This window comes from Dryocola clanedunensis (assembly GCF_038405435.1).
Taxonomy (GTDB): domain Bacteria; phylum Pseudomonadota; class Gammaproteobacteria; order Enterobacterales; family Enterobacteriaceae; genus Dryocola; species Dryocola clanedunensis_A.
In genome coordinates this window covers 195,154-215,405 of record NZ_JBBYHZ010000004.1, presented here as the reverse complement: position 1 = coordinate 215,405, position 20,252 = coordinate 195,154, and the positions used below count along the sequence as shown (strand labels likewise).

Below are 20,252 nucleotides of genomic sequence, written 5' to 3'. Positions count from 1 at the left end.
CTGTCCTGAAGTCTTTAAAACCGCCTGTCAGGCGGTTTTTTTACGTCTGCCTTTCAAACTGTCCATTAAGGAGCCGGGATGTCTCTTGCTGTCATGATTCAGGGAACCGCATCGGACGTGGGGAAAAGCGTGCTGGTGGCCGGCCTGTGCCGTATTTTTGCCCAGGATGGTCTGCGTACCGCGCCGTTTAAATCGCAAAACATGGCCCTTAACTCAGGCATTACGCCGGACGGCAAAGAGATGGGGCGCGCGCAAATCTTTCAGGCGGAAGCGGCAGGCATTGCCCCGGACGTGCGCATGAATCCCGTGCTGCTGAAGCCAACCAGCGATTGTCAGGCGCAGGTGGTGCTGATGGGTAAAGTGGCTACCAATATGGACGCGGTCACCTATCACAACTACAAGCCGCAGCTGCGCGCACAGATTCAGGATGTCTATCGTTCTCTGGCGGCCGAACATGAGGTTATGGTGCTGGAAGGGGCGGGCAGCCCGGCGGAAATTAACCTGCGCGATCGGGATATCGTCAACATGGGGATGGCCGAACTGGCCGAATGCCCGGTTATTCTGGTGGCGGATATCGACCGCGGCGGCGTGTTTGCGGCGATCTACGGGACGATCGCGCTGCTGCTCGAACATGAAAAATGGCGTGTGAAAGGCGTCATCATTAATAAATTTCGCGGTGACAAAGCGCTGCTTTACTCCGGCATTGAGCAAATCGAAGCGCTGACCGGCGTGCCGGTGCTGGGCGTCATGCCTTGGCTGAAGGTCGATCTGGAAGATGAAGACAGCGTGGTGCTTGAGCGCGGCAAGTACGACCCGGTGATGCCAAAAGATATCGACGTGGCGGTCATACAGCTGCCGTACATGTCCAATTTCACCGATTTTAACGCGCTGGCGGCCCAGCCGGACGTGCGCCTGCGCTATGTGACCCATCCCCATGAGCTACAGAACTGCGGCCTCGTCATCCTTCCCGGCAGCAAAAATACCCTGAGCGATTTACAGTGGCTCCGTGAGCGGGGGCTGGAGCCAGCATTACATGCTCATCAACGTTCCGGCGGCATGGTTGTGGGAATTTGCGGGGGCTACCAGATGCTTGGCAGGCATATCTACGATGGCGTGGAGTCCGGGCTGGATGACATGCCGGGCGTAGGTCTGCTGGACGTGGAGACCCGCTTTGCCAGCGGGAAAATTACCACCCGTGTGGCGGGCCAGACCCTGCCAGGCGGTATTCGCGCAGAACTGGCTTACGAAATTGAAGGCTACGAAATCCATATGGGGGAAACGCAGCGAGGACCGCACGTCCGGCCTTTTGCACGGCTGACGCAATGCAATGCTCGGCCTTATGATGGTCTGGACGGCGCGGTCAGCGAATCGGGTAATGTTGTGGGTACCTATCTGCACGGCATTTTTGATAACGGCGGGTTTACCCGTGCGCTCCTTGATGGCCTGCGCCTGCGAAAGGGCCTGGCGGCGTGGCGCGGTGAGCATTTTGATTATCAGCACTACAAGCAGCAGCAGTTCGATATTCTTGCCGACGCAATGCGTGAGAATATCGATATCGCCCGCATTTATCAGATTATGCACGAGCACCAGGAGCAACCATGTACCTGATCACCGGCGGCGCGCGCAGCGGCAAAAGTAGCCATGCCGAGCGGCTGGTTTCAGCCAGTGAGCGCGTGCTTTATATCGCCACCTCAAAAATCCTCGACCCGGAGATGGCGGAGCGAATTGCCCACCACCGCGCTTCACGCCCCGCGCACTGGCGCACCGTTGAACAATATCGTGGCTGGTCGTCGTTGATTGGTCCCCATAACGATCCGCAGGAGGCCGTTCTGCTCGAGTGCATCACTACGCTCGTGACTAACATCATGTACGATGCGGCAGGCAATACGCCGGAGGAGGAATGGGATTTCGCGATTATGGAACATGAGGTCAACCAGCAAATTGACGAGCTGATTGCTGCCTGTGCGGCTTGTCCGGCCCCGGTCTTTCTGGTGACCAATGAAGTAGGGATGGGTATCGTGCCGGAGAACCGACTGGCACGGCATTTCCGGGATATTGCGGGCAGGGTTAATCAGCGTCTGGCAGCACAGGCCGAAGCGGTCTGGCTGGTGGTCTCAGGGATAGGAGTGAAAATAAAGTGATCTTCCGTTTGTTCTTCGCCATGCTGCAGTTTATGAGCCGTTTGCCGGTGCCTGGCCGCTGGTCGCAGGGGCTGGAGGTGAACCAGTACGTGCGCGGTATCGTTACCTTTCCGTTCGTCGGGCTGCTGCTGGGTGCGCTGGCGGGGCTGGTCTTTATCATCCTGCAGCCCTGGTGCGGCCTGCCGCTGGCTGCCCTGGGCTACGTGTTAGCACTTGCCCTGCTTACCGGGGGATTTCATCTCGACGGCCTGGCGGACACCTTCGACGGGATTTTCTCGGCGCGTACCAGGGAAAGAATGCTGGAGATCATGCGCGACAGCAGGCTTGGCACGCACGGCGGGCTGGCGCTGATTTTCGTGCTGGTTGCTAAAGTGCTGGTGGTGAGCGAATTGTCGCTGCGCGGCTACAGCATGCCCGGCGTGCTGGCGGCGGCGTCGGTGGCCGGGCGAACCGCCTGCGTGATGCTGATGTACCGTCAGCAATACGCCAGGGAATCCGGCATGGGCAACCTGTTTATCGGCAAGGTCAGCGGTACACAAACCGCGATCACGCTGGCCTGCGGAGCCGTGCTCTGCCTGATGCTTGCCCCTTCTGCCGGGCTCCTGGCATTCGCCGTAACGTTCATTGTCATTATGGCATTTGCCTGGGCGCTGCGGCGCACCCTCGGCGGCCACACTGGCGATACGCTCGGCGCGGCCATTGAACTTGGCGAAGTTGTTTTCCTGCTGGCGCTGCTCTAGCGTCCGCTCAATCGTACAGAGAAGAATTAAATGCAGACACTGGCTTCACTTCTGGCGGCAATTGCTCCGCTCAACCGCGACAAAATGGCAGTTGCACAGCAGCATATTGACGGTCTCTTAAAACCTCAGGGCAGCCTTGGACGCCTCGAGTCCCTCGCCGTGCAGCTTGCGGGAATGCCGGGAATGAAAGATGGCCTCGACACGCGGCGCAAGGCGATTCTGGTGATGTGCGCGGATCACGGCGTGTATGCCGAAGGCGTTGCGGTTGCACCGCAGATTGTCACCGCGATTCAGACCATGAATATGACTCGTCATAATACGGGCGTATGCGTGCTGGGCGCGCTGGCGGGCGCGGATGTTACCGTGGTCGATGTCGGGGTGGACAGCGAGCCGCTGCCGGGCGTGCTGAACATGAAAGTCGCTCGTGGTTGCGGGAACATCGCGCAGGGGCCAGCCATGTCGCGCCAGCAGGCGGAAGAGTTGCTGCTGGCAACGGCGAAACTGACGCTGGCGAAAGCGGCGGAAGGCGTACGCTTGTTCGGCGTTGGTGAACTGGGCATGGCAAACACCACGCCTGCGGCAGCCATGGTGAGCGTCTTTACCGACAGCGATCCGCTGCAAACCGTGGGCATGGGCGCAAACCTGCCGGGTGACAAAATGGCCAATAAGGTCGCCGTGGTTCGCCGTGCGCTGGAGATTAACCAGCCTGATGCGCATGACGGTATCGACGTGCTGGCAAAGGTCGGCGGATTCGACCTGGCAGGAATGACCGGCGTGATGCTGGGCGCGGCGGCGGCGGGGCTGCCGGTGGTGCTTGACGGCTATCTTTCATATGCCTCGGCGCTGGCCGCCTGTGCCATTGCACCGGGCGTACGCGACTATCTCATCCCCTCACACCAGTCGGCAGAAAAGGGCGCGCAGATTGCGCTCCAGGCGCTTGGGCTTGAACCGTATTTGCAGATGGGCATGCGCCTTGGCGAAGGCAGCGGAGCGGCGCTGGCGATGCACATCGTTGATGCGGCATGCGCGATGTATAACCAAATGGGGACGCTGGCGGACAGCAATATCGTGTTGCCTGAGGCGTAATAGGTCGGGTTGTCATTGTGGTGAAAAATCAGCCATAATGACAACACAAATGACAATACAAAGGTGCATTATGCCCAACATTAATCTGCGCATCGATGAGGTAACCAAGCGGCTTGCGATGCAGGCAGCAAAGCGGCGGGATACCGATCTGACTAAGCTGGTCCGGGAACGAATTGAAGAACTGGCGGACGAAGAGCTCGCTCTGCAAAATTGCAGGGAGGAACTCTGGCTCGAACAAGAAATCGAAAACGCGTTTAGCCGCTATGATGCCGGAAAGTCGACATTTATTAGCAACGATGACATGGAAAATCGTATGGCGAATCTTAAGGATAAGGCAATGCGAGGGCGCGAATGACGAAAATATTCTGGGAGCAGGCGGCGCAGAAAGACCGCGAAGAAATATTTAATTATCTCCTTCAGGAAGCCGGTACGGCAGTTGCTATTGCAGCTGATGAGAAATTTACCGCGCTGGCTACCCTTCTTTGCGATAATCCTTACGCGGGTTTAAAGGCGGGGAAAAGCGATATGCAAAGAAAGCTTGTTGTACCGCATTTCCCTTTCATCCTAGTATACGCCATTTCGGCCAGCGATATTTACATTCTCAGAGTACTGCATACGGCAAGAAAGATTGCCGGGTCGTACAAGCCTTAGCTGCGTTAATTATCCTGCATCACCCGCAGCAGCGTTTCCAGCAGGCCTGGAAATCTCGCATCCAGATCCTCTCTTCTTAACGAAATCAGATTCTCCCGCCCCTGCGGCCGCTGCCAGATCACTCCGCTGTCGCGCAGCACGCGCCAGTGATGCGTCATGGTCGACTTCGCGATGTCCTTACGCAGGTTGCCGCAAGCCAGCTCCCCTTGCTCCGCTAAGGTGCGAACGATATCCAGCCGCAGCGGATTGCCCAGCGCAAAAAGGACATTTTCCAGGCGGATTTGTTCACGTTCGGGGTGATTGGCGATCATACTCTACCTGTCTCGTTGGCGGTTAGCGGCCGACAATATACCCAAACCGCGCGGCCAGCGCCATGTAGCTTCATTGAGATAAACTATAGCTGCAATAGTTCGAATATACTCGTACAGTTGTACTATGATGATGGCGAACAAAAAAACGCGGCACTTCCGCCGCCAACGGTCAACAGACTAAGGACGCATCATGCCCCGACCCATCCCCCTCGAACGCTATCGCAACATTGGTATTTCCGCCCACATCGATGCCGGTAAAACGACCACTACCGAACGCATCCTGTTTTATACCGGCATGAGCCATAAACTGGGTGAAGTTCACGATGGCGCAGCAACGACAGACTGGATGGCGCAGGAGCAGGAGCGCGGGATAACCATTACCTCCGCGGCGGTTAGCTGTTTCTGGCCCGGCATGGACAAAAGCTTTGAACCGCACCGTATCAACATTATTGATACACCAGGACACGTCGATTTCACCATTGAGGTGGAACGCTCGATGCGTGTGCTGGACGGCGCGGTCATGGTTTATGACGCGGTAGGTGGCGTGCAGCCACAGTCGGAAACGGTGTGGCGACAGGCCAATAAATACCACGTGCCGCGGCTGGCCTTCGTGAATAAAATGGATCGCCAGGGCGCCGATTTCTTCCGGGTCGTGCAGATGATGATCGACCGCCTGAAGGCTAACCCGGTGCCGATTGTTATTCCGATAGGCAGTGAAGATCATTTCACCGGCGTGATTGACCTGATCAAAATGCGTGAAATAGTGTGGGACGACGCGACGCAGGGCGTGGCTTTTAGCTATGAACCTGTACCTGATGAGCTGCTCGCCACCGCGCAGAAATGGCGCGAGAAGATGGTATCCGCAGCGGCGGAAGCCACTGAAGCCCTGATGGACAAGTATCTTGAAACGGGCGATCTGAGCGAAGAAGAGATCGTCGCTGGCCTGCGTGCCCGCACCGTCGCGGGGGAAATCCAGCCGATGCTGTGCGGCAGCGCGTTCAAGAATAAAGGCGTGCAGCGCATGCTCGACGCGGTGGTGGAGCTGATGCCTTCGCCGCTGGATATTCCGTCCATCAGGGGCGTGGATGAAAAAGGGCAGGAGGTCGAGCGCCATGCGGATGACAACGAGCCGTTTTCAGCGCTGGCATTCAAGCTGATGACCGATCCCTACGTCGGCCAGCTGACGTTTATCCGCGTCTATTCCGGCGTGCTGAAAAAGGGCGACTCGGTTTATAACCCGGTTAAGGGCAAGAAGGAGCGCATCGGGCGCATCGTTGCGATGCATGCCAACGATCGTCATGAGGTCGAGGAGCTGCGTGCGGGTGACATTGCCGCCTGCGTCGGGCTGAAAGATGTGACAACCGGCGATACCCTGTGCGACCCGAATGCCGTGGTTGCCCTGGAACGCATGGAGTTCCCGGAGCCGGTGATCTCACTGGCTATCGAGCCGAAAACCAAGGCGGACCAGGAGCGCATGGGCATTGCGCTCCAGCGTCTGGCTGCGGAAGATCCTTCTTTCCGGCTGCATACGGATGAGGAATCCGGGCAGACCATCATTTCCGGCATGGGCGAGCTGCACCTCGAGATTATCGTTGACCGCATGAAGCGCGAGTTTGGCGTGGAGGCGAACATTGGGCGTCCGCAGGTCACCTATCGCGAAACCATTCGCAAAACGGTGAAAGAGGTTGAGGGTAAGTTTGTCCGGCAGTCCGGCGGTAAAGGCCAGTACGGCCATGTGGTATTAACGCTGGAACCGCAGGACGCCGGAAAGGGATTTGCTTTTGAAGACGCAACGAAAGGTGGCGTGGTGCCACGTGAGTTCATACCTTCAGTGGAAAAGGGCATACGCGAAGCGCTTAACAGCGGCGTGCTTGCTGGCTATCCGGTGGTGGATGTCAAAGCAACGTTAACCTTTGGTTCGTACCATGACGTGGACTCCTCGGAAATGGCTTTCAAGATGGCAGCCATTCTGGGCTTCAAAGAGGGGGCGAAGCGGGCGGACCCGGCGATCCTGGAGCCGATAATGCACGTTGAGGTGGAAACGCCGGAAGACTACGCCGGTAGCGTGATGGGCGATCTCTCCTCGCGGCGCGGCATGGTGCAGGGTATGGATGAGAGGCTCGGCAGCCACATTATTCGTGCCGATGTACCGCTGTCGGAAATGTTTGGCTACTCCACCACGCTGCGATCCATGTCTCAGGGACGCGCGACTTACAATATGGAATTCCACCACTACGCGGAAGCCCCGCGCAACGTGGCGGATGACATTATTGCCAGCCGCAAGAAATAGTAAAACGTCACCTAAAAGCCTGCTCAGGATAACCTGAGCAGGCTTTTTATATTTGCGGGGCAAGCCGCAGCGCGCATGCTGCTTATGCAACAGTCCGAGAAACTTCCAGAGCGCCCTCCGGCTCTTAAAAATCCCTCAATGCAAAATCGCCGCCGCCTCCTTAAGGTCTGATTATAGGTTTGCACCTATATAGTCTTTGATCTATATTGCAAGGAGCTCGCGTGTGGTCGATTAACGTTACCGAAACTTTTAAAGCCTGGCTGCGTTCACTGGATGAAACCGATCGTGCCAGTGTCTACGCCGCAATACTGCTGTTAAGGGAAGCCGGGCCAATGTTGTCCAGACCCTACGTTGATACGCTAAAAGGTTCGCGCTATGGCAATCTGAAAGAGCTGAGGATACAGAGCCGTGGGATGCCGTTGAGGGCACTGTTTGCTTTTGATCCCTGGCGTAAAGGGGTTCTGCTCTGTGCAGGAAATAAGGTCGGTAACGAGAAGCGATTTTACGAAACGATGATCCCGCTGGCCGAGAAAGAATATACCCACTACCTGAAAGTTCAGGAGAAAAAGGAGCTATGACATGGTCACTTCGCTAGAGCAGCTGCTTGCAGAAGAGAAACCCGAAGTTGTTGCCGCCGCCAGGGCTATGGCGGATGAAATGTTACTCGATATTCATCTTGCGGAGCTGCGCGAGCGGGTCCAGAAAACGCAGGCGGAGATGGCCATAGCGCTCGGAATAAAGCAGCCCACGGTGGCCGTCATGGAGAAACCGGGACGCGACATAAAACTTTCATCGCTAAAACGCTATGTGGAGGCCGCTGGCGGAAAGCTGCGTATGGATGTCGAACTGCCCGACGGTACGCACTATGAGTTTTCGCTATAAAGACATAAAAAAGCCCGCTTAAGTTTCCTTAAGCAGGCTCTCAAATATGGCTCCTCTGACTGGACTCGAACCAGTGACATACGGATTAACAGTCCGCCGTTCTACCGACTGAACTACAGAGGAATTGTAGTGCGGTGTATCTTAGCGAGTGCGCCCGGATTGTCAAAGGCTAAATCGGCCCGCGCCGTTTGATTGCGGGTTCCGTCAACATTTTGTCGCCTTTTTAGACGACTTAACGCAAAAAATTCTTTGCAGGATAAGCATTTGTAAATCATTATTTGAAATGTGGTTTCACTTCTCTCTCACAGGTCTCTCTTGAACTTACATGCCGTACTCCGCCAGCGCGTGGCTAAGACTCGCTGGTACGCCAAAAGAAAAAGCTATCGGGTTCTCTTCTGGCGGGAAATAACGCCCCTTGCCGTGCCTATTTTTCTGGAAAATACCTGTGTGCTGATGATGGGGGTGCTGAGCACCTTCCTCGTGAGCTGGCTGGGTAAAGAGGCGATGGCGGGCGTGGGCCTTGCCGACAGCTTCAACATGGTGATCATGGCCTTTTTTGCCGCGGTAGACCTGGGCACAACGGTCGTGGTGGCATTCAGCCTCGGCAAGCTCGATCCCAAACGTGCGCGGGCGGCTGCACGGCAATCGCTTGTGCTGATGACGATTATTGCCGTTCTGCTGGCCATCGGCATTCACCTTGCCGGCAACGCCATCATTAACGTTATTGCCGGGGATGCAACGCCGGAGGTTAAAGCGCTGGCGCTCTCCTATCTGCAAACCACGGTGTGGAGCTATCCGGCGGCGGCTATTGCGCTTATTGGCAGCGGCGCGCTGCGCGGGGCGGGCAACACCAAAATCCCCCTGCTGATTAACGGCGGCATGAACATCCTCAACATTATGATCAGCAGCGTGTTGATCTACGGCCTGTTCGGCTGGCAGGGGATGGGGTTTGTCGGCGCGGGGCTGGGGCTGACCATCTCCCGCTACATTGGCGCGATAGGGATTATCTACGTGCTGATGATTGGCTTTAACCCGGCGCTGCGCATCTCGCTGAAAAGCTACTTCACGCCGCTCAAGCTTAATATTCTCTGGGAAGTGCTCGGCATTGGTATTCCGGCCAGCATTGAATCCGTGCTATTCAACGGCGGGAAGCTGCTGACGCAGATGTTCGTGGCCGGGATGGGCACTAACGTTATCGCGGGTAATTTTATCGCCTTCTCGATTGCCTCTCTGATTAACCTGCCGGGCAACGCCCTCGGCTCAGCCTCGACGATTATTGTCGGCAGGCGGCTGGGTAAAGGTCAGATTGGCCAGGCAGAGCGGCAGCTGCGGCACGTGTTCTGGCTCTCTACCATAGGCCTGACGATTATCGCCTGGGGCACCGCGCCGTTTGCCGGGCTGTTCGCCTCGTTCTACACGCATGAAGATGATGTTAAAGAAGTCGTGAAGGTCCTGATCTGGATGAACGCCGCGTTTATGCCGATTTGGGCCGCTTCCTGGGTGCTGCCCGCCGGTCTTAAAGGCGCGCGTGACGCCCGTTTTGCCATGTGGGTATCAATGCTCGGCATGTGGGGCTGCCGCGTAGTGGCCGGTTATACGCTGGGGATTGTGCTGGGCATGGGCGTGGTGGGCGTCTGGCTGGGCATGTTCTTCGACTGGGCCGTACGCGGGGCGTTCTTCTACTGGCGTATGATCAGCGGACGCTGGCTGAAAAAATATCCCCGCATCAGGCAGCAGCAAACCGAAGAGATTACAGAGCTGCCGCCAGCCTGATTCGTTAGTGCGGCAGACCTTCAAGCAGCGCGTCACAGCGCTGCTTCACCGCTTCATGCAGCAGCCGCACCGTAGCAGAAAGCTGTTTGCGGTGCGGGCAAATCAGGCTCAGCGGCACCGCGTCGCCGTGATACTGCCCAAGCAGCACTTTCAGCCTTCCTGCGGCAACATCCTCGCTTACGTCCAGCCACGATTTAAACGCAATGCCCTCGCCGCGAATGGCCAGGCGGCGGATAACTTCGGCGTCATCGCTCATCATCGAACCCTTCACGGCGACATGGTGCACGTTGCCATCTTGCGTAAAGGTCCACTTGTCGAATACCCGGCCCTTCAGCAGATAAGTCAGCGCGTTGTGATGGGCTAATTCGGCAATGGTTTTTGGCTCCCCAAAGCGTTCGATGTAGTCGGGTGACGCCACGATCACGCGGCGATTGTTGGGGGCGAGGGGCAGGGCGATGAACGAAGCGTCATCGTTGATGCCGTAGCGAAAGGCAATATCCACCGGATCTTTGAACACGTCGGCGATTTGATCGGAAAACAGAATCTTCAGCTGCAGCGCGGGATGCCGACGGCGAAACTCCTGGAACACCGTCAGCATAATGTTGCGCCCCAGGTCGGAAGGCACGGCGATTTGCAGCACGCCCCGCACTTCATCGTTCGACGGCTGAATTTGTTCCATGCCCGCCTCGAGCGCCTGCAGCGCCTGGATTGCGTACGGCAGCCAGCTCTCGCCTTCCGGCGTCAGCCGCAGGCTGCGGGTGGATCGGGCAAAAAGCCGGACGTTGAGGATTTTCTCCAGCCGCTTGATGGCGGTGCTGACCTGCGCGGGTTGCAGGCCCGCCTCGCGCGCCGTGTCGCTGAAACTGTTTAAGGCGCTCGCCCTGACGAATAAAGTAAGGTCTTCCAGCCTGAGCATTTTCACTCCCCGAGGATAAGTGTTGTTTTTATTGGTCTGTTTCTCGAAAGCGCGGCGCCTGGTAACATACCTACATGGCTCCGGTCGCAAACCGTTATGTGGCCCATGTTAACTAACTCAGGGAATAATCATGAATATTATTGATGCGGCGTCCTCACGCTACTCAACCAAAGCGTTCGACGCGACCAAAAAAATCAGCGCCGAGGACATTGCCAAAGTAAAAGATCTGCTGCGTCTTAGCCCGTCCAGCACCAACTCCCAGCCGTGGCACTTTATTCTGGCCAGCAGCGACGAAGCGAAAGCGCGCATTGCGAAGGCAACCTCCGGCTTCTACGTATTTAACGAGCGTAAAGTTCTGGACGCCTCTCACGTAGTGGTGTTCTGCGCGAAGACGGCAATTGATGAAACGCATCTGCAAACGCTGCTGGAGAAAGAGAATGCGGACGGACGTTTTGCCAGCCAGCAGGCTATGGAAGGGCAGCATAAAGGCCGTTCTTACTTCGTGAACATGCACCGGTTTGATTTGAAAGATGCGCAGCACTGGATGGAGAAACAGGTTTATCTTAACGTCGGCAATTTCCTGCTGGGCGTTTCAGCGCTGAATATCGACGCCGTGCCAATTGAAGGCTTTGACGCCCGAATTCTGGACGAAGAGTTTGGCCTGCGCGAGAAGGGCTATACCAGCCTGGTTATCGTGCCGGTCGGCTACCGCAGCGTGGAGGATTTCAACGCCGCGCTGCCTAAGTCCCGTCTCGATTTCAGCGAAATTCTGACCGAGATTTAAGCATAAGCAGGATGGCGACGGTCTTAAAAGCGACGCGCCATCCTGCAACGTCAGGCTGAATCACAAAAGCAAAAAGCCCGCTTAAGTTTGCTTAAGCGGGCTTCTCTAATTTGGCTCCTCTGACTGGACTCGAACCAGTGACATACGGATTAACAGTCCGCCGTTCTACCGACTGAACTACAGAGGAATCGTGTGAACGGGGCGCATGTTAACGGCGCGGACAGAGGTTGTCAAAGCCTGTTTCAGCGATCTGCGTTTAACTGCTGATAATTACGCCAAAGTGACAAAAAAGACCGCTTTTCAGCGGCCTGTTCCTTACCCTTCATCTGGATGCACACGAAGCAAAACCAGCCCTTCCTAGCGGAAAGGTGGCTCGTTAAAAGTGCGCAGCTTGCGGGAATGCAGGCGCTCGCCTTCGGCACGCAGCAGGTCAATGGCGCAGATGCCGATCTGTAAATGTTCGGAAATCGCCCCTTCATAAAAGCGGTTTGCCTGGCCCGGGAGTTTGATCTCGCCGTGCAGCGGCTTGTCCGACACGCACAGCAAAGTCCCGTACGGCACGCGGAACCGATACCCCTGCGCGGCAATGGTCGCGCTCTCCATATCGATGGCGACGGCGCGGCTGAGGTTAAAGCGCAGCGCGGAGGCCGAATAGCGCAGCTCCCAGTTACGATCGTCGGTGGTGACCACCGTTCCGGTGCGCAGACGCTGTTTAACCTCCTCGCCCGGCATGCCGCTGACAACCTTGGTGGCGTCGTAGAGCGCGCGCTGTACTTCGGCGATGCTCGGAATAGGGATGTCCGGCGGCAGCACGGCGTCAAGCACGTGATCGTCCCGTAAATACGCATGCGCCAGCACATAGTCGCCAATGGCCTGGCTTTCGCGCAGGCCGCCGCAGTGGCCAATCATCAGCCACGCGTCCGGGCGCAGCACGGCGAGGTGGTCGCAGATGGTTTTCGCGTTCGACGGGCCAACGCCAATGTTAATCAGCGTAATGCCCGTTCCGTCGGCGTTAATCAGATGCCAGGCGGGCATCTGGTGCTTCTTCCAGGCCAGGTCGGAAATCGCCGCCTCCGGCGCTTCTGAATCCGCCGTCAGCCAGACGCCACCGGCGCAGGAGAGCGCCACGTAAGGACTTTCAGGATCGAGTATTTGCTGACAGCCCCAGCGCACGAACTCATCCACGTAGCGGGTGTAGTTGGTGAACAGAACGAAAGACTGGAAATGTTCCACGGGCGTACCGGTGTAATGCCGCAGGCGCGCGAGGGAGAAATCCACGCGGCGGGCGTCAAAATGCGACAGCGGGTAAAACTCCGTCGGGTGGAACAGGCCATCCGCCGTTTCATCGCCAATCTGCGCCAGTTCGGTCGTCGGGAAGTGGCGGGTTAAATCGGCGCTCATTGAACGGTCCAGCGACAGGCCGTCTATCACGTAAGGGTAGGGAATTTCGTGCTGTGACGGGCCTACCTCAATGTGCGCGCCGTAATCTTCGTGCAGCAGCGAGAGCTGTTCGATGAGATAAGTGCGGAACAGCGAAGGGCGGGTAATGGTAGTGGTGTAGCTGCCGGAATGGGTAAAACGCGCGTAGGCTCTGGTTTTATTTGGCTTGTTGGTCGTGCCGTCCCAGCTGACCCGCAGTTCCGGGTAGACGAACAGGCCCGCCGTGCGGGCTATCGGATCTGGCAGCGTTCCTTTATGCGTATAGGTGTCTATGGCATCACGCAGGGCGTTCACTGCATCATCAAAAAGGGATTCAAGCTTATCGAGCGCCTGCTCGGGCGTCAGCCCCTGGTTGGCTGCGTCATTGTTCATTATTTCTCCTTATGCCGGGCATGCCGGGCATGCCGGGTGGACGCGGGTTCCGTCAGTATGTCACGGACGGGAAAGAACGGAAGGGGGATGTAGCGGGAATGTGAAAAACTTTAAGACTCAGGTCTGCGGCCGAAATCTCACCAGATCCGCAGCGGAGGGTTATATTTAAACTTAATCCATCCTGTTTATAACGGGGAAACCATGATTCGTTTATCCTCGCTTGCCCTGGTGCTTGCCGCCGTTACCCATAGCGCCATTGCGGTCACCTATCCGCTTCCGCCGGAGGGCAGCCGCCTTGTCGGCACGGCGTTAATTGCTACCGTCCCGGACGGGAACACCCAGCCGCTGGAGTACTTTGCCGCCCTCTACGGGCAGGGGTTCAGCAATATGCTGGAGGCCAATCCGGGCGTCGATCCGTTCCTGCCAAAAGCCGGTAGCCAGCTGACTATTCCGCAGCAGGTGATTCTGCCGGATACCGTCCGCGAGGGGATAGTGGTAAACGTCGCCGAAATGCGGCTTTACTACTATCCGCAGGACAGCGGCACGGTAGAAATTCTGCCGATTGGCATTGGCCAGGCCGGGCGTGAAACGCCGCGCAACTGGGTGACGAAGGTTGAGCGTAAGCAGGAGGCTCCCGCCTGGACGCCGACGGCGAATACCCGCCGCGAATACGCGAAGGAGGGCAAAACCCTGCCGGCCTTCGTCCCGCCGGGCGAGGATAATCCGATGGGGCTTTACGCGATTTACATCGGCAGGCTCTACGCCATCCACGGGACAAACGCCAACTTTGGTATCGGCCTGCGCGTCAGCCAGGGCTGCATTCGCCTGCGCAAAGACGATATTAAATATCTGTTCGATAACGTGCCGGTGGGGACGCGCGTACAGCTGATTGACCAGCCGGTGAAAGTCACCGTCGAGCCGGACGGGCGGCGCTGGCTGGAAGTGCACGAGCCGCTGTCCCGTAACCGCACCGAGTTTGAATCCGACAGGAAAGTCCCGCTGCCCATGACCCCGGCGCTGCGCAATGTCACCGAGGGGGACGGCGTCGATGCAGACGTTGTGAGCGCCGCGTTGCTCCGCCGCTCAGGAATGCCGATGCTTATCAGCACCATGCCCGGCAGCACGGGTCAGCTTTAAGCGGGCTTCTTTAGTTAGGGCTCCTCTGGCTGAATCGGCTGAACCCCTGACTGGCTGATTACCAGCCTGAGCCTGAATATTTAGATCAGAGATTAATTGCCTTCGTGCTGCCGCTAATATATTCCCGGCGCAGATCTGATATGGAACCTGCGCCGCATTTCGTTTATCCGATCCGTCATAAACCTTTGAACCGCAAAAGTGGGCATGACCATTGATAATGGCCGCCTGATTATTGAACCCCAGAAACGGCCCCGCTATTCGCTTGAAGAGCTGCTGGCACAGTGCGATCCGCACGCTGAAATCAGTGAGGAAGATCGGGAATGGATTGATGCACCTGCCGTGGGTAAGGAGATCCTGTAAATGGACAGAGGCGAAATTTGGCTCGTTTCACTTGATCCTACTGCTGGTCATGAGCAAAGCGGAAAACGTCCGGTGCTCATCGTATCGAAGGCAGCGTTCAATAAGCTCACCCGGTTACCTGTCATTGTTCCTGTGACCAGCGGCGGAAACGTTGCCCGCACGGCGGGTTTTACCGTATCGCTGGATGGCGCAGGGACGAAAACAACAGGTGTTATACGTTGCGACCAGCCCAGAACCATTGATATGGAGGCCCGTAGCGGCAAACGGCTGGAACGTATACCTGAAACTATCCTGAACGAAGTGCTGGGAAGGCTGGAAGCTATCCTCAACTGATTTTTGCCAGCCCACTGGGTGAGCATGGAAACTGAAAACGCGTCGGATAGGTTTTTCGCCAGAGTTCGTGAATCAATATCTGATAAGGCTTTTCAGGCATGCCTGAAAACAGCAAAAAACCCGCTTAAGTTTCCTTAAGCGGGCTTCTCTAATTTGGCTCCTCTGACTGGACTCGAACCAGTGACATACGGATTAACAGTCCGCCGTTCTACCGACTGAACTACAGAGGAATCGTGTGAACGGGGCGCATATTAACGACCCCGTTCCCCCTTGTCAAAGCCTGAAACAGCGCAAGGCGTTCGTTTGCTGATAAAACAAGCAAACGCGCCCCAGGGGCAGACATAACTTTACAGCGCATCGGTTGCCAAACGGCGCGGACTGGCTAAGATAGGCGGTTCACAAATGAGGAAAGCATGTTTAAACGCAAGCATTTGGCAAAGTGGTTTCTGGTTCTGTCATGTCTGGTGGTGGTAGTTTGCACCGCGCAGCGCATGGCGGGCCTGCACGCCCTGCAAATGAAAGCGGCCTCAGAGATGACCTTAAGCCAGTCCATCAGCTCCGATGTTGATGCTGCCGCTCCTGTGACCCCCTGTGAACTAAGCGCCAAGTCGCTGCTTTCTGCTCCCCCTGTGCTATTCGAAGGCGCACTTTTTGCCGTCAGCCTGCTCCTCGCACTGCTTATTCCCGCACGGACGACACGTTCGCCCGTTGCGCCTGTCAGGGCATTTTCTTCGCCCACGTTAAGAGTCCATCTGCGATTTTGCGTCTTCCGTGAATGACAAACCGGCTGTGCAACACGGTTAGTTAATTCATTTACGGAGAAAAAATATGTTGAGTCTTTTCAGGCAGGCTTTGCTCTGCCTACTGCTGCTGTGGCTGCCGTTTTCATGGGCCGCAGAACCCGGCTGGCTGACGTCCGCCGATAACGATCATGCCAGCGTGCGCCTGCGCGCTGATACCGGCGACGGCGGCGAAACGCGCCTGCTGCTGGACGTAAGGCTGGAAAAGGGCTGGAAAACCTACTGGCGTTCGCCGGGTGAGGGGGGCGTTGCGCCTGCTATTGCCTGGAAAAACGCTATGCCTGCGGTTGAGTGGTTCTGGCCCACTCCGCAGCGCTTTGACGTCGGCGGCATTACCACTCAGGGCTACCACGATCGGGTCAGCATTCCGATGACCATGCCGGGTAAGCCGCCTGGCCGTATCGCTGGCGTGCTGACGCTTTCAACCTGCAAAGACGTTTGCCTGCTCACAGATTATCCCTTTGAGCTAACGCCAGCTGCCGGCGATGCGGCATTCGCCCATGACTATGCTCAGGCGATGGGCAGCGTTCCGCTTAAGAATGGGCTCACGGACAGCCTGAGCGCGGGCTACCGAACCGGTGAGCTGGTGGTAAAAGCAACCCGCGCCGCAGGCTGGAAGAAACCCGATCTGTTTCTGGTTGTGCCGGACGATGCGAGCTTTGCCAGACCCAAAATTCAGACGGAAGGCGAAACCCTGTGGGCTACCGTGCCGACCAGCGACGGCTGGGACGGTACGGGGCCGGATTTACGCGGGCGTTCGCTGACGCTGGTGGTGTCTGATGACGGCATAGCCCAGCAGTCGACGGTGAAGGTGACGGAGGCGGCTGCGGTACCTGCTCCGCAGGATCCGTTTGTCCTCTGGCAGGTGGTGCTGTTCGCGCTGCTCGGCGGGTTCATTCTTAACCTGATGCCCTGCGTGCTGCCGGTTCTCGGCATGAAGCTGGGGTCGATACTGCTGGTCGGGCAGCAGGACCGGAAAATTATCCGCCGCCAGTTTCTGGCCTCCGTTGCCGGCATCATCGCCTCCTTCATGGCGCTGGCGCTGCTGATGACCGTCCTGCGGCTGACCAATCAGGCGCTGGGCTGGGGGATCCAGTTTCAGAACCCGTGGTTTATCGGCTTTATGGCGCTGGTGATGGTGGCGTTCAGCGCCAGCCTGTTTGGCCTGTTTGAGTTCCGCCTCTCTTCGAATCTTACCACCCGCCTTGCCACCCACGGCGGCACCGGCATGGCCGGGCATTTCTGGCAGGGAGCGCTGGCTACCTTGCTCGCAACGCCCTGTAGCGCACCTTTCCTGGGCACTGCGGTTGCGGTAGCGCTGGCCGCTCCGCTGCCGGTGCTGTGGGGGCTGTTCCTGGCGCTGGGCGTAGGTATGAGCCTGCCGTGGCTGCTGATTGCCCTGCGTCCGGGGCTGGCGCTGCGCTTGCCTCGTCCCGGCCCGTGGATGAACTGGCTGCGTAAGATCCTCGCCGTCATGATGCTGGGCTCCGCACTCTGGCTGGCAAGCCTGCTGCCCGCCCACTTCGGCAGCGCCACGGGCAAAGCCAGCGAAGAGCAGATTGCCTGGCAGCCGCTGAGTGAAGAGGCCGTGCAAAATGCCCTTGCGCAGCATAAACGGGTCTTTGTGGATGTGACGGCCGACTGGTGCATCACCTGCAAAATCAACAAGCTTAACGTCCTTTCCCGGGACGATGTGCAGGCGGCCCTTCAGGCCCCTGACGTCGTGGCGCTGCGCGGCGACTGGACGCTGCCCTCGAAAGAAATCACCGATTTCCTGAAGCGGCGCGGCCAGGTGGCAGTGCCCTACAACCAAATCTACGGCCCTGGATTACCGGAAGGGAAAGCGCTGCCCACGCTGCTGTCGCGTGATGCCGTCCTGAATACGCTTACGGAAGCTAAAGGAGAGACAAAATGAAGCTGGTGATGACTTTTTTACTGGTGCTGATGGTGACCTTCAGCGCGCAGGCCGCGGAACAGCCGCAGCAGCCACAGGATCGGGAAGAGGAAATGCAGCAGCTCATTTACGAGGCGCTGTTCCACGACCCGCTAAGCCCGCGCATCGGGGCCGCCAACCCTAAGCTGACGCTGGTCTCTTTTACCGACTACAACTGCCCTTACTGCAAGCAGCTCGACCCGATGCTGGAGAAAATCACCCAAAAATATCCGGACGTGGCGGTAGTCATCAGGCCGCTGCCTTTTAAAGGCGAGACCTCTACCGAGTCGGCGCGCATCGTGCTGACTACCTGGCGGGAGCATCCGGATCAGTTTCTGAAGCTGCACCAGATGCTGATGTCGAAAAAGGGCTATCACACCCCGGCGAGCATTAAAACCGCCGTTGATAAGAGCGGCGCCACGCCCGTGACGCCGGACCAGAAAAGTATGGAAACGTTGAGCCTGAACCTTCAGCTCGCCAGAGTCGTCGGCGTGCAGGGAACGCCAGCCACTATCGTCGGCGATACCATGCTGGCCGGTGCGGTGCCGTGGGAGACGCTGGAAGCGCTGGTCCAGGAAAAGCTGGTGCAGGCCAATGGTCAATAAACTCCTGCGCTGGGGGCGGGAAGGGCTGGTGCTGCTGGCCCTCCTCGGAGCCGTGCTGCTTGTCATAGACTGGTGGCGAGCGCCGCAGCTGCCCGCCACCTTTAACAGCACGCCGCTGCACACGCTCGACGGCAGAAATGTTTCGCTGGCCGCGCTAAGCGAAGACCGTCCGCTGCTGATCTACTTCTGGGCGAGCTGGTGCGGAGTCTGCCGTTTCACCACTCCGGACGTGTCGCGCCTGACGGAAGAGGGCGAAAATGTTATGACCGTGGCGCTGCGCTCAGGGGACGACCAAAAGGTTACCGGCTGGCTTGCCCACAAGAAGATGACGCTGCCGGTTATCAACGATGCGGACGGCAGGCTGTCGCAGAACTGGGAAATTGGCGTTACGCCGACTTTTGTTGTGCTTCACAAGGGCGCGATCGTCTCCTCAACCACCGGCTGGACGAGCTACTGGGGCATGAAGCTGCGCCTGTGGTGGGCACGTCTGTCATAAATTTCTGTTTTTCTCGCGCACCATCACGGTGCGCGAGTACCTCTTATGGGGCATAAGCAAACCCATGTTTCATTAATGAAACGGGGGCGTTTTATCAGTTTCGCTTATTATCCAGCCGCTTAGACCATCTGGTCCGGCTTTCCCGAAAAGTGGCAAGCATCTTGCAATTCTTTCTGCGACATCACTGCTGAAACTGGCGCTGGCATTTCCCGAAGGAGGCAAAATGAACTTAAGACGGCTGAAGTACTTCGTAAAAATCGTCGATATTGGTAGCCTGACGCAGGCCGCTGAAGTGCTGCATATCGCGCAGCCGGCCCTGAGCCAGCAGGTCGCAACCCTTGAGGGGGAAATGGATCAGCAGCTGTTAATCCGCACCAAGCGCGGCGTAACGCCGACGGAGGCAGGAAAGATCCTTTATACCCACGCGCGCACTATTTTACGCCAGTGCGAACAGGCCCAGCTTGCGGTCGGGAACGTGGGCCAGACGCTAAGCGGCACGGTCTCCATTGGCCTTGCGCCGGGAACCGCCGCCTCTTCGATTACCATGCCTCTGCTTCAGGCAGTGCGCAACGAACTCCCGGACGTGCTGGTCTACCTGCACGAAAACAGTGGTTCATCCCTGAATGACAAGCTGTTAAGCGGCCAGCTTGACATGGCGGTCCTGTACGACCGTTCCCCGACGGCGGGCATCACCAGCCAGCCGCTACTGAAAGAGGAGCTGTTTCTCGTCGGCACCCGCGACTGTCCAGGCCAGACGGTCGATCTCGCTGCGGTGGCCGAAATGAACCTGTTCCTGCCGCGTGACTACAGCGCCGTGCGCAAGCGCGTAGATGAAGCCTTTTCGCTCCGCCGCCTGACGGCGAAGATCATCGGCGAAATTGAGTCTCTCTCAACGCTTACCGCCGCGATTGCCAGCGGGATGGGCGTGACTGTGCTGCCGGAATCTGCCGCGCGCTCGCTGACCGCCTCCGCCAATGGCTGGATGGCGCGCATCGCCAGCCCGTCCCTTAACCTGCCTCTGTCGGTTAACCTCTCGGCGCGCCTGCCGTTAACGCCTCAGGCCCAGGCAGTAAAAGATATTCTTATGTCGCTGGCGGCACGTCCGGCGCTGGAAAATCGTGAGCTGCTGCTGGTGGGCTGAGGGTCTTATCGCTAAAAGGAATAACTTGCTGGTTTTTATTATTTGTTCGCCGGGGGCTGTG

The 20,252-nt window shown here is 57.6% G+C and carries 21 protein-coding genes, 3 tRNA genes and 1 pseudogene; 19 read left to right on the top strand and 6 right to left on the bottom strand.

Translation table 11 applies throughout. The annotated features are described in order from the left end of the window. Positions 1–78 precede the first annotated feature (78 nt). The 6 genes from AAE045_RS11615 to AAE045_RS11590 all read left to right on the top strand — a co-directional run bounded on the left by AAE045_RS11615 (position 79) and on the right by AAE045_RS11590 (position 4,618). Positions 79–1,608: a cobyric acid synthase gene (locus tag AAE045_RS11615; protein ID WP_455547849.1), complete on the top strand. Its 1,530-nt coding sequence runs from the start codon at positions 79–81 to the stop codon at positions 1,606–1,608. Continuing rightward, a complete protein-coding gene (gene cobU / locus AAE045_RS11610) occupies positions 1,599–2,141 on the top strand; it encodes a bifunctional adenosylcobinamide kinase/adenosylcobinamide-phosphate guanylyltransferase (RefSeq protein ID WP_455547848.1) in 543 nt (180 codons plus the stop codon). Before AAE045_RS11615 ends, cobU begins: the two co-directional genes overlap by 10 nt. After that, positions 2,141–2,881 carry an adenosylcobinamide-GDP ribazoletransferase gene (gene cobS, locus AAE045_RS11605; protein WP_455548058.1) on the top strand — a complete coding sequence of 247 codons (741 nt, stop codon included), beginning with the start codon at positions 2,141–2,143 and terminating at the stop codon, positions 2,879–2,881. Before cobU ends, cobS begins: the two co-directional genes overlap by 1 nt. A 30-nt stretch (positions 2,882–2,911) precedes the next feature. Further along, positions 2,912–3,967, top strand: coding sequence for a nicotinate-nucleotide--dimethylbenzimidazole phosphoribosyltransferase (cobT, locus tag AAE045_RS11600; protein ID WP_455547847.1), 1,056 nt, complete (start codon positions 2,912–2,914; stop codon positions 3,965–3,967). Between the two features lie 70 nt (positions 3,968–4,037). Beyond that, positions 4,038–4,322, top strand: a complete 285-nt coding sequence (locus AAE045_RS11595; protein WP_455547846.1) for a damage-inducible protein J — start codon at positions 4,038–4,040, stop codon at positions 4,320–4,322. Beyond that, positions 4,319–4,618 (top strand): type II toxin-antitoxin system RelE/ParE family toxin, encoded by a 300-nt coding sequence (locus AAE045_RS11590; RefSeq protein ID WP_455547845.1) that lies wholly within the window; start codon positions 4,319–4,321, stop codon positions 4,616–4,618. The genes AAE045_RS11595 and AAE045_RS11590 overlap by 4 nt, the downstream gene beginning before the upstream one ends. 5 nt (positions 4,619–4,623) lie before the next feature. On the opposite strand, the gene AAE045_RS11585 is transcribed toward AAE045_RS11590, so the two are convergent. Beyond that, complete coding sequence (locus AAE045_RS11585) at positions 4,624–4,929, bottom strand: ArsR/SmtB family transcription factor (RefSeq protein ID WP_455425009.1); 306 nt, start codon at positions 4,927–4,929, stop codon at positions 4,624–4,626. 190 nt (positions 4,930–5,119) lie between these two features. Between AAE045_RS11585 and fusA the strand changes: the two genes are divergently transcribed. The 3 genes from fusA to AAE045_RS11570 all read left to right on the top strand — a co-directional run bounded on the left by fusA (position 5,120) and on the right by AAE045_RS11570 (position 8,101). Beyond that, positions 5,120–7,219, top strand: coding sequence for an elongation factor G (gene fusA / locus AAE045_RS11580; RefSeq protein WP_455547844.1), 2,100 nt, complete (start codon positions 5,120–5,122; stop codon positions 7,217–7,219). Between the two features lie 221 nt (positions 7,220–7,440). Then, on the top strand, positions 7,441–7,797 hold the full coding sequence (locus AAE045_RS11575; protein WP_455547843.1) for a type II toxin-antitoxin system RelE/ParE family toxin: 357 nt from the start codon (positions 7,441–7,443) through the stop codon (positions 7,795–7,797). Position 7,798: 1 nt separating this feature from the next. Then, positions 7,799–8,101 (top strand): transcriptional regulator, encoded by a 303-nt coding sequence (locus AAE045_RS11570; protein WP_455547842.1) that lies wholly within the window; start codon positions 7,799–7,801, stop codon positions 8,099–8,101. Positions 8,102–8,148: 47 nt separating this feature from the next. Here AAE045_RS11570 and AAE045_RS11565 read toward each other — a convergent pair. Next, a tRNA-Asn gene (locus AAE045_RS11565) sits at positions 8,149–8,224 on the bottom strand. A 192-nt stretch (positions 8,225–8,416) separates the two neighbouring features. On the opposite strand from AAE045_RS11565, the gene AAE045_RS11560 reads away from it, so the two are divergent. Next, entirely contained in the window at positions 8,417–9,874 is a 1,458-nt protein-coding gene (locus AAE045_RS11560) for an EmmdR/YeeO family multidrug/toxin efflux MATE transporter (RefSeq protein ID WP_455547841.1), read from the top strand. Between the two features lie 4 nt (positions 9,875–9,878). On the opposite strand, the gene AAE045_RS11555 is transcribed toward AAE045_RS11560, so the two are convergent. Further along, positions 9,879–10,790, bottom strand: coding sequence for a LysR family transcriptional regulator (locus AAE045_RS11555; RefSeq protein ID WP_455547840.1), 912 nt, complete (start codon positions 10,788–10,790; stop codon positions 9,879–9,881). A 130-nt stretch (positions 10,791–10,920) separates the two neighbouring features. Between AAE045_RS11555 and nfsB the strand changes: the two genes are divergently transcribed. Next, on the top strand, positions 10,921–11,574 hold the full coding sequence (gene nfsB / locus AAE045_RS11550) for an oxygen-insensitive NAD(P)H nitroreductase (RefSeq protein WP_455547839.1): 654 nt from the start codon (positions 10,921–10,923) through the stop codon (positions 11,572–11,574). Between the two features lie 111 nt (positions 11,575–11,685). Here the strand turns inward: nfsB and AAE045_RS11545 are convergent. Then, positions 11,686–11,761, bottom strand: a tRNA-Asn gene (locus tag AAE045_RS11545). A 170-nt stretch (positions 11,762–11,931) separates the two neighbouring features. Further along, the gene (locus AAE045_RS11540) at positions 11,932–13,386 is read right to left on the bottom strand and encodes an AMP nucleosidase (protein WP_455547838.1); all 1,455 of its coding nucleotides are present in this window, start codon (positions 13,384–13,386) and stop codon (positions 11,932–11,934) included. A 201-nt stretch (positions 13,387–13,587) separates the two neighbouring features. Between AAE045_RS11540 and ldtA the strand changes: the two genes are divergently transcribed. The 3 genes and pseudogenes from ldtA to AAE045_RS11525 all read left to right on the top strand — a co-directional run bounded on the left by ldtA (position 13,588) and on the right by AAE045_RS11525 (position 15,216). After that, entirely contained in the window at positions 13,588–14,523 is a 936-nt protein-coding gene (gene ldtA / locus AAE045_RS11535) for a L,D-transpeptidase (protein WP_455547837.1), read from the top strand. Between the two features lie 192 nt (positions 14,524–14,715). Further along, positions 14,716–14,883 (top strand): annotated as a pseudogene (locus AAE045_RS11530) (AbrB/MazE/SpoVT family DNA-binding domain-containing protein); the annotation flags it as partial. Further along, positions 14,884–15,216, top strand: a complete 333-nt coding sequence (locus AAE045_RS11525) for a type II toxin-antitoxin system PemK/MazF family toxin (protein ID WP_455547836.1) — start codon at positions 14,884–14,886, stop codon at positions 15,214–15,216. 154 nt (positions 15,217–15,370) lie between these two features. On the opposite strand, the gene AAE045_RS11520 is transcribed toward AAE045_RS11525, so the two are convergent. Further along, positions 15,371–15,446 (bottom strand) — tRNA-Asn (locus tag AAE045_RS11520). 183 nt (positions 15,447–15,629) lie between these two features. Between AAE045_RS11520 and AAE045_RS11515 the strand changes: the two genes are divergently transcribed. The 5 genes from AAE045_RS11515 to nac all read left to right on the top strand — a co-directional run bounded on the left by AAE045_RS11515 (position 15,630) and on the right by nac (position 20,191). Then, positions 15,630–15,995, top strand: a complete 366-nt coding sequence (locus AAE045_RS11515; protein WP_455547835.1) for a copper resistance protein — start codon at positions 15,630–15,632, stop codon at positions 15,993–15,995. Positions 15,996–16,044: 49 nt separating this feature from the next. Further along, positions 16,045–17,931 (top strand): protein-disulfide reductase DsbD family protein, encoded by a 1,887-nt coding sequence (locus AAE045_RS11510; protein WP_455547834.1) that lies wholly within the window; start codon positions 16,045–16,047, stop codon positions 17,929–17,931. Next, positions 17,928–18,554, top strand: coding sequence for a DsbA family protein (locus tag AAE045_RS11505; protein WP_455547833.1), 627 nt, complete (start codon positions 17,928–17,930; stop codon positions 18,552–18,554). The genes AAE045_RS11510 and AAE045_RS11505 overlap by 4 nt, the downstream gene beginning before the upstream one ends. After that, positions 18,544–19,050 (top strand): protein disulfide oxidoreductase, encoded by a 507-nt coding sequence (locus AAE045_RS11500; RefSeq protein WP_455547832.1) that lies wholly within the window; start codon positions 18,544–18,546, stop codon positions 19,048–19,050. The genes AAE045_RS11505 and AAE045_RS11500 overlap by 11 nt, the downstream gene beginning before the upstream one ends. Positions 19,051–19,273: 223 nt before the next feature. Next, positions 19,274–20,191, top strand: a complete 918-nt coding sequence (gene nac / locus AAE045_RS11495) for a nitrogen assimilation transcriptional regulator (RefSeq protein ID WP_455424990.1) — start codon at positions 19,274–19,276, stop codon at positions 20,189–20,191. Positions 20,192–20,252 lie beyond the last annotated feature (61 nt).

Excerpts from the sequence above, each read along its gene's own strand:
- nac (WP_455424990.1), top strand. The coding sequence starts at position 19,274 with ATGAACTTAAGACGGCTGAAGTACTTCGTAAAAATCGTCGATATTGGT.
- nfsB (WP_455547839.1), top strand. The coding sequence starts at position 10,921 with ATGAATATTATTGATGCGGCGTCCTCACGCTACTCAACCAAAGCGTTC.
- AAE045_RS11540 (WP_455547838.1), bottom strand. The coding sequence starts at position 13,386 with ATGAACAATGACGCAGCCAACCAGGGGCTGACGCCCGAGCAGGCGCTC.
- AAE045_RS11590 (WP_455547845.1), top strand. The coding sequence starts at position 4,319 with ATGACGAAAATATTCTGGGAGCAGGCGGCGCAGAAAGACCGCGAAGAA.
- AAE045_RS11570 (WP_455547842.1), top strand. The coding sequence starts at position 7,799 with ATGGTCACTTCGCTAGAGCAGCTGCTTGCAGAAGAGAAACCCGAAGTT.
- AAE045_RS11505 (WP_455547833.1), top strand. The coding sequence starts at position 17,928 with ATGAAGCTGGTGATGACTTTTTTACTGGTGCTGATGGTGACCTTCAGC.
- ldtA (WP_455547837.1), top strand. The coding sequence starts at position 13,588 with ATGATTCGTTTATCCTCGCTTGCCCTGGTGCTTGCCGCCGTTACCCAT.
- cobT (WP_455547847.1), top strand. The coding sequence starts at position 2,912 with ATGCAGACACTGGCTTCACTTCTGGCGGCAATTGCTCCGCTCAACCGC.
- AAE045_RS11595 (WP_455547846.1), top strand. The coding sequence starts at position 4,038 with ATGCCCAACATTAATCTGCGCATCGATGAGGTAACCAAGCGGCTTGCG.
- AAE045_RS11515 (WP_455547835.1), top strand. The coding sequence starts at position 15,630 with ATGTTTAAACGCAAGCATTTGGCAAAGTGGTTTCTGGTTCTGTCATGT.
- fusA (WP_455547844.1), top strand. The coding sequence starts at position 5,120 with ATGCCCCGACCCATCCCCCTCGAACGCTATCGCAACATTGGTATTTCC.
- cobU (WP_455547848.1), top strand. The coding sequence starts at position 1,599 with ATGTACCTGATCACCGGCGGCGCGCGCAGCGGCAAAAGTAGCCATGCC.
- AAE045_RS11510 (WP_455547834.1), top strand. The coding sequence starts at position 16,045 with ATGTTGAGTCTTTTCAGGCAGGCTTTGCTCTGCCTACTGCTGCTGTGG.
- AAE045_RS11615 (WP_455547849.1), top strand. The coding sequence starts at position 79 with ATGTCTCTTGCTGTCATGATTCAGGGAACCGCATCGGACGTGGGGAAA.
- AAE045_RS11585 (WP_455425009.1), bottom strand. The coding sequence starts at position 4,929 with ATGATCGCCAATCACCCCGAACGTGAACAAATCCGCCTGGAAAATGTC.
- AAE045_RS11500 (WP_455547832.1), top strand. The coding sequence starts at position 18,544 with ATGGTCAATAAACTCCTGCGCTGGGGGCGGGAAGGGCTGGTGCTGCTG.
- AAE045_RS11555 (WP_455547840.1), bottom strand. The coding sequence starts at position 10,790 with ATGCTCAGGCTGGAAGACCTTACTTTATTCGTCAGGGCGAGCGCCTTA.
- AAE045_RS11525 (WP_455547836.1), top strand. The coding sequence starts at position 14,884 with ATGGACAGAGGCGAAATTTGGCTCGTTTCACTTGATCCTACTGCTGGT.